The following is a 15050-nucleotide window of genomic DNA, read 5'->3' on the forward strand; positions in this document are numbered from 1 at the left end:
GATCCGCCCAGGTCCGACCCGGCCACCGCCGGCTCCGCCGCCCGGCTACCGGGCCGGCGGTGCCCGGCTACCGGGCCGGCGGGCCGATCAGTTGCGCCTCGATCGGGGTCGCCGAGAGCAGCGCCCAGCGCAGTACCCGACGGTTGATCACCCCGACCATGTCGGCCCGGATCCGGGTCAGCCAGTCCGCCGAGTCGCCCAGCCCGAGCGCCAGACCGGCCAACTGCGCCTCGTGTGGACGCAGCGGCTGCAACACCACCAGGTCGGCGCGGGAGACGGCGTCGACGTCGACCGGGGCGAGTTCGTCGCGTACGACCAGGCTGGTCTGCCAGCCCGGCCCCGGCTGCGAGTCGGCGGCCACCGGGCCGACGTCCACGACCACCAGCAGCGGGTGCAGTTGGGTGCCGGGCGGGCCACCCACCGGCCGCCCCGGCGGGATCATCGCGATCGGCGAGCCCGGCCCACTGGCCCCCCGGACGAACGGCTCCCAGGCGCGCGGCCGGGCCGTCTGCACCACGATCCGGGCGCCGAGCGCCATCGCCCGCAGCGCGATGAGCTGCGCGGCGCGTACGCCACCGATCAGCACCACCCGGGTGGTCTCGGCCCGGAACAGCCGGGCGACCACCGCCGCGCCGTGCCGGTTCGCGCCGAGCATCAACCCGGCCAGGCCGATCGGCAGGTCGAGCGAGTCCACAGAGGAGGACGGCAGGGTGGTGGCCGGCGCCGGGGCGGTCGGGCCGGCGCCGAGCACCCCCAGCGGCAGGGTGGCGGCGACGCCGTCGAGCTGCTCGCCGTCCAGCCGCCGGGCCACCGCGTGCTCGGCGGAGAGCAGCCGGCGCAGCGCCTGGACGGCGGTACCGAGCGTCTGGGCGCTGTCGGCGGCCAGCCGTACCGTGACGTCCACCCGGATGTTGTCGGTGCCGCCGCCCGCCCACGGCCCGGCGCTCACCGAGACCGTGGTCGCGGTCGCCGGCAGCGCCAGCAGCCGGGGCACGAAGCGGCGGCCCGCCTCGGTCCGCAGGTCCGGCCAGCGGCGCAGCCGGAAGGTCGTCTGCACCAGGCCGCCGAGGCTGACGCCCTGCCAGTTCTCCCGGGCCGGTTGCGCGCCGTCGTGGTGCACCGTCTCCGCGAGTACGCCGAGCGCGGCGCGTTCGCCGAGCACCCGGGTCGGCACCGGGGCGAGCCGGCGGCGCACCTTGCGTACGGCGCTGGAGAGCGCTCGGCGCAGGTCCTCGTCGGACCAGCCGTCGGCGCGCAGCACCCGGACGGCGAGCAGCGCCCGCTCGTGCCCGAGCAGCCGCCCCTCGGTGAGCTGCCGGTACGACGTCGCCGGGGTGCCGCTGCCGGCGCTCAGCGTCGGCGCCGGAGCACCGGTGAGCACCAGTTGCACCCGCATCGGCGGAGTCTCCGCGCTGGCCGCCGGCAGCAGGCCGGCCGGGGAGAGCAGCGACTGCGGGCTGTCGGCGAGCATGCCGACCTGGTCACCGAGTTCGAGGACGGCGGTGAGGCCGTAGGCGTCGCTGACCATGCAGGCGGCGTCACCGGCGAGGTCGACCGGCAGCACCACCGCGCCGGGGTTGACCAGGTCCAGCAGGGCCTCCGGCGGCGCGGCCTGCGGCAGCGTCCGCTGCCGGGAGGAGTAGCGCAGCCCGATCGCGATCCACTCGAACAGCCAGCGCCGGCGCAGCCGGAGCCAGGTCAGCAGCACCAGGGCGACGGCGAGCAGCGCGGCACCGGCGAGCAGCAGTGGGCCCTGGCTGGCGGCGGCCAGCACGAGGGCCAGCGCCACCTGGAGGGCCACGATCTGCCCGGCCCGTACGCCGAACAGGCCGGACCGGGACGGAGTGGACGATGCCGGCAGTGGCGCCGGTGGCGACCGGTCGATCCGGCTGCCCGGGGTGCCGGTGGGCCGGGTCCGGTTGTCTGCCGCAGTTAGCGTCACCGCGATAGCCTCCCCTGGATGGGCGTCGGCCGTGGGCCCGCCCCCCGCAATTCGCTCAGGGGCCTATCGTATGGGCCGGACCAACCGGAGAGGGGGCCCGCATGCCGTCGCGGCAGGACCAGTTGCATTCCTACCAGTTCATGGTTCAGCGAGTGGTGGGCGCGCTGGTGATGCGGGAGACCGATCCCGCGCAGTCGCCGTTCCGGCGGGCGGCCGGTGCCACCCTGGCCAGCGTGCTGATCGCACTGATCGGGATCGGCGGCTCGGTGGTCTACGGCGTCTTCGTCGGCGGTGGCGCGACGAAGTGGAAGGACTCGGCGGTGGTGATCGTCGAGAAGGAGTCCGGCGCGCAGTACGTCTACATCAGTGACACCCAGACCCTGCACCCGGTGCTCAACTACGCCTCGGCGCTGCTCATCGTCGGCCAGCCCGCCCCGAAGACGGTGTCGGTGTCGCGCAAGTCGCTGGAGGGGCAGCCGCGCGGCGTGACGCTGGGCATCCGGGACCTGCCGGAGTCGCTACCGCCGAGCAACCGGCTGCTCTCCGGCGGCTGGACGGTCTGCTCCGAGCCGCGTACCGGTGGCGGCGGCGGGCAGCCACAGTCGACACTGCTGATCGGCAAGGCGGCGCCCGGCGGTCGGGAGCTGGGCGACGAGGGCCTGCTGGCGGAGCACCCCAACGGTGAGCTCTTCCTGATCTGGCACAACCGCCGGCACCTGATCCAGAATCATGACCTGATCATCAGCGCGTTGACCTGGGGCAGTCAGCGGCGGGTACCGGTGGCGCCGGCCCTGCTCAACGCGCTGCCCGCCGGGGCGGACCTGGACGAGATCCGGATTCCCGACGCGGGTGAGCCGTCCGAGGCGGTGCAGGGCGCGAAAATCGGCGAGGTCTTCCTCGTCGAGCGGCAGGGCGGCGGCGGCCAGTACGCGGTGGCCAAGCGCGACGGCCTCTACAACATCACCGAGGTGCAGGCCAACATCCTGCTGACCAAGGACGTCGTGAAGCAGGGCGAGGAGACCAAGCTCTCCCAGGGCGAGTACGGCGCGATGCCGAAGAAGGGCGACCTGGTGCCCGGGAACGACGCGGCGGCACCGGCGACCACGCCGAAGATCGCACCGGCGGAGGGTGGGGTGATCTGCGGCGACGTCCCCGACGACCGTGGGGTGCAGGGCATCCGGGTCGGCGCCGACATGTCCGCGATCCCCGATCCGCCCGCCACCTCGGCGCAGTCGGCACGCGGCGGTGCGCTCGCCGACCAGGTGGTGCTGGAGCCGGGCCGCGGGGTGGTGGTCGAGGCGACCGCCTCGCCGGGTGCCACCGGCGGGGCGATATCCGTTGTCACCGACCAGGGTCGGCGGCATCCGGTGACCAGTGGCGAGGTGCTGGGCAACCTCGGCTACGGCGCCGCCAAGCGGGCACGGATGCCGAGCACCCTGGTCACGCTCATTCCGGACGGGCCGGCGCTGGATCCGGCGAAGGCCCGCGACCGGGCCGGCGCGCAATAGGGCGAGCGGAGAAGTGCGCTGGTGGGAGAGAATATAGGTGACCGTCGGTAGCCGTCGGTCCGGTTCATTGCGGTACGGGTTTGTCCACAGGGTGCCCAGAAGGGGTATCCAAGCCTTGCCCCGGCCCGCTACCGTCGGCTACGGAAGTAATTGCCAAGTTGTGCCGTGACCCGCAGGGGTGGCGGACACGAGCCCGGGAGTCCACAGTGGGCGCCTCGGGTTGACGACGAGTTAAGGGAGCGGGGTGACTTCGGGGGTGTCCCAGACGCAGGCAGAAGCCGCGGTGATGGAACAGACCGCCACGAAGTTCGAGTCGGTCGACCAGTCGCTGCAGAGCATGCTCAGCAGCCTGATGGGCGAGCTCGAGGTGTTGCAGAGCGCGTGGCGTGGTGCTGGTGGCCGCTCGTTCGAGCAGGTCAAGCAGCAGTGGTCGCAGAACCAGGAGCAGATCCACCGCGCGCTGCGCGAGACCGCGACTGCGATCCGTACCTCCGGCCAGCAGTACGACGCGTCCGACACCGAGGCGTCGAGCCGGATGAACGCCACCAACGCCGGCGGCATGACGCTGCCGCTCTGATTTGACCGGGGAGGGAAGATCCGATGAGTGACGGCCTTCTTGTCGTCAATTTTGCCGCGTTGCAGCAGGCCAGCGCGGACATCCAGAAGGCGCTGAACACGCTCGACTCGCAGCTGGACCAGCTCGAGTCGGACGCCGCGCCGCTGGTCAGCACCTGGGAGGGCGAGGCGCAGCAGGCGTACTTCCAGCGCCAGACCAAGTGGCGTCAGGGTGCGCAGGAGATGTCCAACATGCTGCGCGACATCAAGATGGCGCTGGACGAGTCCGCTGCGGACTACCTCAGCACCGAGAAGAAGAACACCGGCCTGTTCCAGTAGGCCTTCCGTACCACCCAGACTGCCCCGGGCTGCCGCGATTCGCGCCGCACCCGGGGCATCTGCTTGCCCGCCGTACCGCCGCCGGGCTGCCTGGAGGTAGCGACTTCGGGTGCGGCGGCATGCCGGCGCCGGCCACCGCGACGGCGGTCCGTCCTGCCGGCGGCGGCGAGGGTCAGGGCGCGGGCCGGGAGGGCTGCTGGGACGACGCGGCGGCGGGACGCCAGCGGCGACGCGCTCCCCGGGGCAGCACGACGGCGAGCAGCAGCGCCACCAGCGCGACGGTGCCGGCGAGGCCGGCGACCCAGAGCGCCCGCTCCTGGCTCTGCGAGCGCCGTTCCGCCCGGGCCACCTCCACCGGGTCGATCCGGTGCGGTGGCAACCCACCGGCCTCCTGGCGCCGGGCCGGTGCCGCCGTGTCGGTGACCGCCCGGTACGGGTTGAGCAGCCCGGCCCCGTAGGCGTCCCGGTCGGAGCCCGGCACCGGATCGGTGGCGGCGAGCAGCCGCTGCGTCACCTGCCGCGCGTTCAGTTCGGGCCAGTACTGCCGGATCAGCGCCACGGTGGCGGTCACGAACGGGGTGGCGAAACTGGTGCCGTTGTCGAGCAGGTGCCCACGCTCCGGTGCCGCGATCACCACGTTGCCGCCGGGGGCGACCAGGTCGACGTAGTCGCCGCGCTGCGAGAACGGGGAGACCACCCCGTCCTCGCCGACCGAGCCGACCCCGATCACCCCGTCGTACGACGTCGGGTACGGCCTCGGGTTCTTGTCGGTGTACAGGTTGCCGGCGGCGGCGACGAGTACGACGTCCTTCTCCAGGGCGTACTCCACCGCCCGCTTGAGGACTGGGTTGTCCTGGTAGTAGACGATCGAGAGGTTGATCACGCTCGCCCCGTTGTCGACCGCCCAGCGGATCGACTCGGCGAATTTCTCGACGGTGACGCTTTCGCCCGATTCCTTACCCTCGATGACCTTCTTCTCGGAGACCCGTACCGGGAGGATCTTGGCCTGTGGCGCCAGGCCCCGGAACGGGACTCCCTCCCGGGGGGTGGCGGCGATGATGCTGGCCGCGCCGGTGCCGTGCCGGACGCAGTCCCGCGTCCCGTCCAGGCCGGGGTCGAGGTAGTCCCGCCCGGGCAGCACCCGTCCCTTCATCTGCGGATGCGTCTTGTCGACGCCGGAGTCGATCACGGCGACCGTCACGCCGGCTCCGGTGGCCAGCGGTGCGAGCCGCTCGGGGGCGTACCGCTGTTGCGCCCACGGCATGGTGGTGATGGGCTGGGCGGGTGGGTTGTTGTTGTCACAGCCGGGCAGGACCCGCTGGGCGACCGGCGGGGCGAGCGGCGCCGCCGTGACCGGACCGGCCGCGATCGACGGCACCGCCAGCGCGGTGACGGCACCGATCAGCGTGAGTCGTATTGTCCGGCCAGGCATCGGTCGCCTCCGAAATTGGTTCGGTCCGCCATCGGGCCGGATCGGCAACGCTCGACCCGCCCACCGGATGCTATCGGGGGATCGTCGGCGACGGCATCCATCGCCAGCCAAGCATTGTGATCCGGTCCCCACCTTGTAGGTTGTACGCGATGCTTGTGGCCTGTTCGGCGAGAGGGAGGTGGCCGTGACCGAATGGGAGCCGGCCACCGAGACCGAGGCCGCGATGCGGGACGCACTGCGCGCGGGCGACCAGGAACTCTATTTCCGCATTCTCGCCCGTACCGATCTGCTGCTGCCGGTCTCCGCCGAGGCGCTCGCCGGTCGTGCGCCGATGGGCTGGGGCACCTGGACCACCGGCGGCCGGACACACGTACTCGCATTCACCTCCACCGCCGCCCTGCGCGCGTGTCTTGCCGAGAACGCCGGATCGACCCGGCGGGCAGCCTATCCGGAGCTGGCTGCCGGATGGCCCAACCCGGAGTGGTGGCTCGCGGTCAATCCGGGCCTGCCGATCGAGGGTTACCTGCCCGCCTGGTTCGTCTCCCAGCTGTCCCGGGGCGACGTGCGACTCCCCGGCCGCAGCATGGGCGCCCGAGCCCGGCTGGAGCAGGTCGAGCGGGCCGCCCGGGCCCGGGCCACGGCGGCCGTGCCGCGTCGCCCGCCGGAGGGGCCGCCCTACAGGGCCGAGCCCGAGCCCGAGTCGTCCCGGCCGATCGAGCCGGACGGGTTGCCGTTCCGACCGGCTGAGTCCGATGGTTTGCCGCTGCGTTCGCCCGGCGCGCCTCGGGAGCCGGCCGAGTTCTTCCGGCCGATGGACGCGGACTCGCCAGGGCTGCCAGCACGGTCACCGGGGGCGTTCCGCGAGCCGGCCGGGGCGTTTCCCGAACCGGTCGAGTCGTTCCGCGAGCCGATGGAGCCGTTCCGCGAGCCTGCCGAGTCGTTCCGTGAGCCCGTGGAGTCGTCGTTCCCTGCGCCGGCGGAGTCGTTCCCTGCGCCGGCGGAGTCGTTCCGTGAGCCGGCGGAGATGGGGTCCTCGGGGCATCCGTTCCGGCCGGCCGAGCCGGTGCGGGAGCCGGCCGAGTCGTCGCAGGAACCGACCGAGAGGTTCCGGGAACCGGTCGAGTCGTTCCGTGAGTCGATCGATACGTTCCGTGAGCCGGCCGAGACGTCCGGACCGGTGGAGTCGGCGCGGGAGCCGGTCGGGTCGTCCTGGCCGGTGGAGCCGGTGCGGGAGCCGATCGAGCAGTCCCGGCCCGGCGAGACGGCGGGTGCAGCCGCCCCGATGATGCCGCCGACCGGGGAACCGGCCACGACGGCCCCGTCGTCGGGTGAGCCGACGGCGTTTCCGTCGTCTCCGGCGTCGGTACCGGTCCCGCCGAGCGGCACCCCGGCCACGGTGCCGGTGATCGCCCCGACGCCGGCCCGGAGCGGGCTGGGTGGAGAGTTCGGCAGCCAGATCTCCGAGGACACCTCGGCGGGCTGGATGACACCGGCGGGCCCGGCCCGACCCACCTCGTCGAACGCGGAGACGTCGAACACGGCGAGGTCGAACACGGCGAGGTCGAACACGGCGAGGTCGAACGCGGCGAACGGGAGTTCCGGCGCGGAAACACCGGCTGCTCCGTCGTCGTCGGTCTCCGCGCCGCCGTCGAGTGGTGCGCCGGCTGCTCCGCCGCCGGCCTGGCACGGGCCCGGCGGCCAGCAGTTCGACCGGCCCGACGAACCGGTCGAGACCCCGCAGGAGCGGCCCGGCGTGCCGGTTGCCCAGCGGACACCGCCGTCGGAGACACCGGCGCCGGAGCCCTGGACGCCGCCACCACCCGGCCGCGCCGAGCCGTCGCTGTTCACTCCGGTATCCCGGCGCCCGGCCGGCGAGTCACCCTCCGAGGCCGCCGAGCCGTGGTCCGGTACGACGGCTGACGGCTCGACGGTGACCCACGAGGCGGCGGCCACGTTCCGGCCCGCCGCCGATCCGGTTTCCGCCGGCTGGTCCGGCGCCGATCGGGAACCCACCGGCGCCGAAAGCGTCGAAGCCGGTCCGACCGAGCCGATCCGGACCGGCACCGGCACCGGCACCGGTCTCAGCCAGTCGTTCGACGGCCGCTCGTTCACGACCGACTCGCTGACGATGGGCTCGCTGCCCACCGAGAACTTCACCGCCGCCCCGACGGCCAGCGAGCAGTTCGGCACCGGCCCTTCCGGCGTCGGAGAGGCCACCGCCGGCCGATCGGCGCGCGAGCAGTTCGCCGCCGGTCCCGGCGTCCGTGAGCGCCTCGGTACCGGTTCGTCGGTGACCGAACAGTTCTCCGCCGGGCGGGTCACCGAACAGTTCTCGGCCGGCCGGGTCGCCGAGCAGTTCTCCGCCGGCCGGTCGGCCCGCGCACAATACGCGGCCGGCACCTCGGTCAACGAGCAGTACGCCGCCGGTTCCCAGGTCACCGAGCGGTTCCCCGTCGGTCCGCAGGTCACCGAGCGGTTCGGCGGCGGCCCGCCGGTCACCGAGCAGCTCGACTCCGGAACGGCCCCGACCGCACCGATCCCGGGCGCAGCGGCGCCGACCCAACCGATTCCGGGCGGAGCGGCGCCGACCCAACCGATTCCGGCCGCAGCGGCGTCGACCCAACCGATTCCGGCCGGAACGGCGACGACCGAACAGATTCCGGCCGGGGCGGGACCGACGGAACCGATTCCGGCCGGGGCGGCCGGCGGCCAGCAGCCGGACGCCGGCCCGGGTACGACCGACCCCGTCGCCGCCGGGCCACCGGCCGGTGCCGATCCGGCCCCCGCCCGCCGGCTCCCGTCGGATTTCACCCCGGCCAACGAGGTCGAGCGGAGCCTGCTCGACGCGGCCGGCGACGGCAGTACCGACACCTTCCTCTCCACCCTGCTGCTCGCCAGGGTGCTGTTGCCGGTGGCGTTCAACTCGGCCCCGGGCAGCCGACCCGGTGACGACGGTTTCGAGTGGCGTACGGAGCTGCTGGACGGGGAGCGCTACATCGTGGTGTTCACCTCGCCGGAACGGCTCGGTGACCACCTGCCGGAGACCATCGACACGGTCGAGGTCAAGTTCGCCCAGTTGATCCGGCGGTGGCCGGACGACAACTACTCGTTCGCGGTCAACCCGGGCACCCCGGTCGGGGCGAAGCTGCCGGGTGGGCAGATCGTCGCGCTGGCGAACTGGGCCGCCGAGGTGGGGCTCGGCGACGACACCGGCGAGCCGGCCCCGCAGGCTCCGGCCGAGGAGGAGGCGCCCCGGTCGACGTACGCGCCGGCTCCGGAGGACCCGGGTCGGCCGACGATGATGCAGAAGACCATCGCCCCCAGCCAGCTCTCCTACTATCTCGACCGGGGCTACGACCGGGTGTCGGGCTTCGTGCACCGGGCGTCCGAGGTCGCCCATCTGCGTACCCCGGCGAAGCTCTACGCCGCGCTCGGCCTCAACCACCCGGGGTCGCCCTTCGACCGGGACGCCGAGGAGATCTACGTACTCCGCTGGCCGGCGTACCGGCCCAGCCTCTACCGGATCCCGTACGGCGGGCAGAACGAGGCCGCCATGCGGGCGATGGAGGGCTGGGTGATCGAGCGGCCGCCGTTCCGGGGCAACGGGTTCGCCCCGGGCGAGAGCAGTGACGTGGTGGCCGAGTTCAAGGTGGACAGCGTACGGCTGCCGCACGGCGCGCAGTTGCACCGGATCGGTCTGGACGGCACGGAGCGGCTGGTGGCGACGCTGGACTGCGACGTACCCGTCTGGCGCCGGGCCGAGGAGGACTGATGCGCGACGGTTACGTTGCCCAGTGGCGCGGCCGGGAGTACGAAGCGAGCCCGGCCGGCGACGACGTACGCCTCTACCAGGCGGAACCGGGCGACGGCTTCGAGGAGGTCCGTCCCGGGAGGTACGTCCGGGTGGTGGCCGCGGCCGAGGTCGGCGAGCTGGTCTACGTCCGGACCAGGTGCTCGTGGCAGGGCCAGCCGTTCATCGTGCTCGCCCAGCACGACAACTGGCTGCGGGTGGAATACACCGGTGGCCGCTGGCCGGTCGCCGAGGCGATGGGGCTGGAGGCGTTCGACTTCGGCGTCTACCAGGGCTGGGCACCGGCGGCCGAGGTCACCGACCTGCGCGAGAACCGCGCCTGACCCGCTCGCGCCAGCCGGCCGCTGCCCGGGGCGGCGGGACGGCGGTCACGACTTCGCCCAGCGCAGCACCTCGCCGAGCACCAGGTCGGTCGCCTCGACGTGCGGGAAGTGGCCGACGTCGTCGAGCAGCCGCCACTCGTACGGGGCGACGACGTAGCGGCTGGAGCCCTGGGCGGTACGCGGCAGCGACGCCTGGTCCAGCGCGCCGTGCAGTTGCAGGGTCGGGGTGACCAGCGGCTTCTGCATCAGCTTGACGAACCGGTAGCCGTGCAGCCGGAGTACCGACCGGAACGCCCACCGGTAGCCCTCCATCGCGCAGAACGCCGCCTGCGGGATCCGCATCGCCTGCCGGCAGCGCTCCGCGTAGTCGGCGAAGCCGGGGCTCTCGACCCAGCGCGGCCCGCCCCAGCGTTGCAGGAAATAGCCGACCAGCGCCGCGTCGTCGCGGGTCAGCACGTGCTCGTAGCGGGGGATCTGGAACTTCAGCGCCGGGGTGGCCGCCGCGAACTGGCCGCGCGGGTCGGCGAAGATGCCGGCGCGCAGCCGCAGCGGGTGCGGTGCGGCGAGCACCACCAGCCGGCGGACCAGGCTGGGATGGAAGGAGGCGGCGGTCCAGGCGATCATGCCGCCGGCGCCGGCACCGACGAGTACCGCCGAGCGTTCGCCGAGGGCCCGGATCAGGCCGGCCACGTCGGCGGCGAGGGTGTAGCCGTCGTACCCCCGGGGCGGTTTGTCGCTGGCGCCGTAGCCGCGCAGGTCGACCGCGACGGCCCGGTAGCCGGCGTCGGCGACCGCCGGCAGCATCTCGTGCCAGGCCCACCAGAACTCGGGGAAGCCGTGCAGGAAGAGCACCAGCGGCCCGCTGCCGGCCTCGACGACGTGGAACCGGCTGCCGTTGGCCCCGACGAAGCGGTGCGTCCACGGCCCCTCCACCAGTACGCAGGACTCGTCGACGACGGACCTGCGGCCGGCGCCGCGCTCGCTCATCCGGCCCTCCCCGGTGTGCCGGCGGGCCGGGCCGCCGCTGCCGATCGGCTCCGCCGGTCGGCGTACCGGGCGTCGGGACGCAGCCGGCCGCCTCCGCCGTGCCGCTCCTCGCTGACCTGGCCGGTTCGCTCCCTCATGCCGACAGCCTAGGGCCACCGTGGCGGGACGGATCCGCCGCAACCTACGGATCAGGGGATCGTCCGGGAATTTCCCGGGCCGGCCGCGCCGGGGCCGGGGGCTCCTGACTACGGGATCAGTAACGGTGACTACGGGATCGGTAACGGCGGTGACGTCGACCGGGCCGGCCGGTTAGCGTGCTGGCATGACTTCCGCCCGTCGACTCGACCACTCCGACCTGCCGCTGCCACTGGTCCGGGTGCAGGGCACCCCGGCCGAGTGCGGTGCCGGGTACGGTGCCGCGGCCCGTGACCTGATCACCGCCAACCTGGAGTTCTACCTGCGCCGGTTCCGCGAGGAGGGCGGGTTGGACGACGCGGCGGTGACCGCCGCCGGCCGGGCCTTCCGGGAGGCGACCCGCCGGCACCATCCCCGGGTCGCCGAGCTGCTGGACGGGGTGGCGGAGGGGGCCGGGGCCGCGGTCGAGCGGATCTACGCGCTGAACGCGCGTACCGAGCTGATCTACGGCCGGCACCGGGACGGCGGGTCGGCCGTGCCGCCGGACGCCGATGCCGGTGGCTGTACCGCCGTCGGGGTGCTCGGCACCCATACCGGCAGCGGTCACCTGCTGCTCGGGCAGAACTGGGACTGGCACCCCGACCAGCGGGACGTGATGCTGCTGCTGGCCACCCGGGACGAGCGCGGGCTGACCGTGCTGACCCTGACCGAGGCGGGCATGGTCGCCAAGACCGGGCTGAACTCGGCCGGCGTCGGCGTCTGCGTGAACATGCTCGGCTGTGACCGGGACGGGCTGCCGGGGGCCGGGGCCGAGCCGGGGGTGCCGTACCACGTGCTGCTGCGGGCGGCGCTGGAGGCGGAGAGCCTGACCGAGGCGTTGAAGGCCACCTTCCGGGGCAACCGGAACAGCTCGATCAACCTGCTGCTCGGGCAGGCGGCGGAGGCCGGCGGCGAGCTGATCGACCTGGAGCTGGTACCCGGGGACGCCGGCTGGCTGCACCCGGTGGACGGGTACCTCACGCACGCCAACCACCTGGAGACGGGGCTACCGGTCTACGACACGATCAAGGACCTCGGCGGCTCGTCGCTGTTCCGGTCCGCCCGGGCCAGGCGGCTGCTGGCGCCGAAGGCGGCGGTCGGCAAGGTCGGCGAGGGTGACCTCGCGGCGCTCTTCCGGGACCACGCGAGTTTTCCGCACGCCATCTGCCGGCACGTCGACGAGCGGATGCCGCCGGCCGAGCGCTCCGAGACGGTCTACTCGGTGCTGCTGGACCTGGACGACCGTCGGTTCGGCATCGCGGCCGGGCCGCCCTGCGAGCACCGGTACGGCTGGCTGGACCTGGCCGCCGGCTGAGGCCGACCGCGTCGGGCGTAGACGCGAGCGGGGCCGGAAGCGCTGCGTGCGCTTCCGGCCCCGACCGTGGTACGTCAGATCAGCGGATCAGTTGGTGATCTTGATGATCGCCAGGTCACTGATGAGGCGATTCTCCAACAGCAGCTCGATCTTGGTGCCGGTGCCGGCGACCTTGACCGAGTTCATCGGGTTCTGCGCCGACCAGTACCGGTTCGGGTCCGAGTCGTTGAAGACCGTCACCGGGTTCAGCTTCGGCACCGTGGTCGCCACCCCGTTGAGGTGGAACGTCTGCGCCGGCTTGGCGAACCGGCTGAACGTGGCGTCGTAGCTGCTGCGCCGGTTGGTGACGTTGCCGACCCCGGGCACCGTGATCGGGCCGGGCCGGACGTCGACCGGCAGGTTCAGGCCGAAGCCCGGGTGCACGATGGTGTCGTTGTCCTCGTACGCGTAGTTCACGTACCAGACGAGCAGACCCTGCGGGTTCTTGAACCGCTCCACCCAGTCCGGCTTCGAGTTCTGCCAGCCGAAGTTGTACGGACCGGTCTCCAGGGTCTTGTCGTACCCGTAGTAGGTCCGGTATTCGGCGATGTAGAAGCGCGGACGCAGCTCGGTGACCGAGCCGACCGACCGGGTGAAGCCGCGGGCGGTCCACTCCGGCTGCTCGGTCTCCGCCCCGTCGGTCCAGACCGGCGTACCGTTCTTGACCAGCGAGATGTTGTCCAGGAACGCACCGGCGAGGTTGGTGCCGTTGTCGCTCTGGTAGCGGTAGCGGAACTGCACGCTCTGGCCCAGGTACGCCGCGAGGTCGTAGTTCAGGTCGACCCACTCGTCGTTGGTGGAACCGTCGATGCCGCTCTCGCCCGGCTCGATCAGCGGGTTGGTCAGCTTGGCCCAGGTGGACCCGCCGTCCGTCGACACCTCGGCGAAGAGGTAGTCGAAGTTCTCCTCGATCTCGTACCAGGCCTTGGCGTTGACCGAGGCGCTGGTGGCACCGGTGAGGTCGAGGGTCCGGGTCAGGGTGTTGTTCAGGTTGTCACCGGTGCCGCCCCACCACTCGCGCTCGCCGGCGAACGGAGTGTTGTACGGGATGGTGACCTCCTGGCCGGGCAGGTTCACCACGGTCGCCTGGGCGAGGCCGTCGGTGTCGCCGGCCGCCCCGAGGGTGGCGTACGTGGTGCCGCTGTCCCAGTCCACGGTCGAGTAGTTCAGCCAGCCCAGGTAGAGCTTGGACCACGGGTCCATGTAACCGGGCTTGGTGCCGATCTCCTGCTTGCCCTCGTTGAGCCAAGAGCCCGAGGCCATCAGGCTCCAGAACCCGACGCCGTTGTCGCCGCCCTGGGTGTCGTAGAGGTCGGGCAGGCCGAGGTCGTGGCCGTACTCGTGGGCGAAGACGCCGAGGCCACCGTTCTCCGGCTCCGTGGTGTAGTCACGGATCCAGATCCCGCTGTCACCGATCTGCACCCCGCCGGCCTTGTTGAACTCCGGCCCGGCCGAGCCGGCCAGGTCGGTGAAGGCGGCCCAGCGGTGCGACCAGATCGCGTCCGCGCCCTGTGCGCCGCCGCCGGCCTCCTCGCCCTCTCCGGCGTGCACCGCCTGGAAGTGGTCGATGTAGCCGTCGGCCTCGTTGAAGTCCCCGTCGCCGTCGTGGTCGTACCGGTCCCAGACGTCGAACTGGGCGAGGTACTGCTTGATCTGCTCCTGGGTCTTGCCCGCCGCCACCTGCGACTCGTACCAGGCGGTGGCGGTGTCCTTGACGAAGTTCCAGTAGCCGTCCCGCTCGGCGATCTCGTTGCTGCCGTACCGGGCCTCGTTGAACGGGACCTTGACCCAGTCGCTGACGTCGCCACCGACGGTGTACCGGCCACCCGACTGCTTCAGGTAGAAGTCGGCCATCGACTCCTTGCCCTTGGCGTAGAAGAGGTCCAGGTACGACTGGCGGTTGTAGTCGGCGCGCCAGATGGTGCTGTTGTCGTCGGTCGCGCCGCCGTCGTAGACCCGGTCCGGCTCCTTGATCTGGTTGTGCAGCGGGCCGTCGGTGCCGCCGGTACGCGGGTCCTTCTGGTTGCCGAACTCGACCAGGATGCTGAAGATCGGGTCGCTCTTCGGCGGCTGCTGGTACTCGACGAACCGGTCAGCCTTGATCTGGATGACCTTCGACCCGTTGCGGGTCTGTAGCTTGGCCTTGCCGGAGAGCAGGGCGGAGATGGCCTCCCTGCGGACCTGCTGGTGCTCCTCCGCGAGCGGGTCGGGCAGGTTGTCGGCCCGGTGGGCCGCGCCCTGGGGTTCCCGGTCCACGGGGGCAGGCGCCGCCGGAGCGGCGGACGCCGGCACGGCGACCGCACCGGCGGCCAACAGCGCGGCCGTGGCACCCGCCAGACCGGCTGTGACTCGTCTCCTCAAAGGTCCTCCTCCTTTGTGGAAGTGTTACAAGACAGGCCGGCTCTTGGCGGGCACTGTCATCAGAAGCGACCACCACCATTGCAGATCGACCGAACCCTGTCACGGGTCGAGGACGGCTCGTCGGGGTGGTCGGATCCACGTCTAATCAGGGCGAAAGCATTCTAACGGTCACCTATTTTCGGACATGGGAATGTCACGATTCGGCCACGGCGGGAACCCTGGCCGTTCGTACCACGTCCGCGCGGCGGCAACCGTGTATGAGCA

General features: G+C 72.3%; 11 protein-coding genes. 6 read left to right on the forward strand and 5 right to left on the reverse strand.

Annotated elements, in window-relative coordinates; translation table 11 throughout:
• Positions 1-67: 67 nt before the first annotated feature.
• Positions 68-1942 carry a type VII secretion protein EccE gene (eccE, locus tag C6W10_RS28730; protein WP_234358889.1) on the reverse strand — a complete coding sequence of 625 codons (1875 nt, stop codon included), beginning with the start codon at positions 1940-1942 and terminating at the stop codon, positions 68-70.
• 101 nt (positions 1943-2043) lie between these two features.
• Between eccE and eccB the strand changes: the two genes are divergently transcribed.
• The 3 genes from eccB (at position 2044) to C6W10_RS28745 (ending at position 4344) form a co-directional block, all read left to right on the forward strand.
• On the forward strand, positions 2044-3450 hold the full coding sequence (eccB, locus tag C6W10_RS28735) for a type VII secretion protein EccB (RefSeq protein WP_107262199.1): 1407 nt from the start codon (positions 2044-2046) through the stop codon (positions 3448-3450).
• Between the two features lie 256 nt (positions 3451-3706).
• On the forward strand, positions 3707-4027 hold the full coding sequence (locus C6W10_RS28740; protein WP_107262201.1) for a WXG100 family type VII secretion target: 321 nt from the start codon (positions 3707-3709) through the stop codon (positions 4025-4027).
• A 23-nt stretch (positions 4028-4050) separates the two neighbouring features.
• Positions 4051-4344: a WXG100 family type VII secretion target gene (locus C6W10_RS28745; RefSeq protein ID WP_107262203.1), complete on the forward strand. Its 294-nt coding sequence runs from the start codon at positions 4051-4053 to the stop codon at positions 4342-4344.
• A 172-nt stretch (positions 4345-4516) separates the two neighbouring features.
• On the opposite strand, the gene mycP is transcribed toward C6W10_RS28745, so the two are convergent.
• Positions 4517-5776 carry a type VII secretion-associated serine protease mycosin gene (gene mycP, locus C6W10_RS28750; protein WP_107262205.1) on the reverse strand — a complete coding sequence of 420 codons (1260 nt, stop codon included), beginning with the start codon at positions 5774-5776 and terminating at the stop codon, positions 4517-4519.
• 184 nt (positions 5777-5960) lie between these two features.
• On the opposite strand from mycP, the gene C6W10_RS38875 reads away from it, so the two are divergent.
• Both C6W10_RS38875 and C6W10_RS28765 read left to right on the forward strand, forming a co-directional pair.
• Entirely contained in the window at positions 5961-9548 is a 3588-nt protein-coding gene (locus C6W10_RS38875; RefSeq protein WP_234361466.1) for an SseB family protein, read from the forward strand.
• The gene (locus tag C6W10_RS28765; protein ID WP_107262207.1) at positions 9545-9910 is read left to right on the forward strand and encodes a hypothetical protein; all 366 of its coding nucleotides are present in this window, start codon (positions 9545-9547) and stop codon (positions 9908-9910) included. The genes C6W10_RS38875 and C6W10_RS28765 overlap by 4 nt, the downstream gene beginning before the upstream one ends.
• A 45-nt stretch (positions 9911-9955) precedes the next feature.
• On the opposite strand, the gene C6W10_RS28770 is transcribed toward C6W10_RS28765, so the two are convergent.
• Both C6W10_RS28770 and C6W10_RS37585 read right to left on the reverse strand, forming a co-directional pair.
• On the reverse strand, positions 9956-10897 hold the full coding sequence (locus C6W10_RS28770) for an alpha/beta fold hydrolase (protein ID WP_107262209.1): 942 nt from the start codon (positions 10895-10897) through the stop codon (positions 9956-9958).
• On the reverse strand, positions 10894-11034 hold the full coding sequence (locus tag C6W10_RS37585; protein ID WP_159079383.1) for a hypothetical protein: 141 nt from the start codon (positions 11032-11034) through the stop codon (positions 10894-10896). Before C6W10_RS37585 ends, C6W10_RS28770 begins: the two co-directional genes overlap by 4 nt.
• A 185-nt stretch (positions 11035-11219) precedes the next feature.
• Here C6W10_RS37585 and C6W10_RS28775 point away from each other — a divergent pair, with 185 nt between their 5' ends.
• Complete coding sequence (locus C6W10_RS28775) at positions 11220-12386, forward strand: C45 family peptidase (RefSeq protein WP_107262211.1); 1167 nt, start codon at positions 11220-11222, stop codon at positions 12384-12386.
• Positions 12387-12473: 87 nt separating this feature from the next.
• Here C6W10_RS28775 and C6W10_RS28780 read toward each other — a convergent pair whose 3' ends face one another.
• Positions 12474-14681: an immune inhibitor A domain-containing protein gene (locus tag C6W10_RS28780; protein ID WP_199853761.1), complete on the reverse strand. Its 2208-nt coding sequence runs from the start codon at positions 14679-14681 to the stop codon at positions 12474-12476.
• Positions 14682-15050 lie beyond the last annotated feature (369 nt).

Origin of the sequence: Plantactinospora sp. BB1 (genome assembly GCF_003030385.1) — a bacterium.
Taxonomy (GTDB): domain Bacteria; phylum Actinomycetota; class Actinomycetes; order Mycobacteriales; family Micromonosporaceae; genus Plantactinospora.

Coding starts and splice junctions, on each gene's coding strand:
- eccB (WP_107262199.1), top strand. CDS start 2,044: ATGCCGTCGCGGCAGGACCAGTTGCATTCCTACCAGTTCATGGTTCAG.
- C6W10_RS28745 (WP_107262203.1), top strand. CDS start 4,051: ATGAGTGACGGCCTTCTTGTCGTCAATTTTGCCGCGTTGCAGCAGGCC.
- mycP (WP_107262205.1), bottom strand. CDS start 5,776: ATGCCTGGCCGGACAATACGACTCACGCTGATCGGTGCCGTCACCGCG.
- C6W10_RS28770 (WP_107262209.1), bottom strand. CDS start 10,897: ATGAGCGAGCGCGGCGCCGGCCGCAGGTCCGTCGTCGACGAGTCCTGC.
- C6W10_RS37585 (WP_159079383.1), bottom strand. CDS start 11,034: ATGAGGGAGCGAACCGGCCAGGTCAGCGAGGAGCGGCACGGCGGAGGC.
- C6W10_RS28775 (WP_107262211.1), top strand. CDS start 11,220: ATGACTTCCGCCCGTCGACTCGACCACTCCGACCTGCCGCTGCCACTG.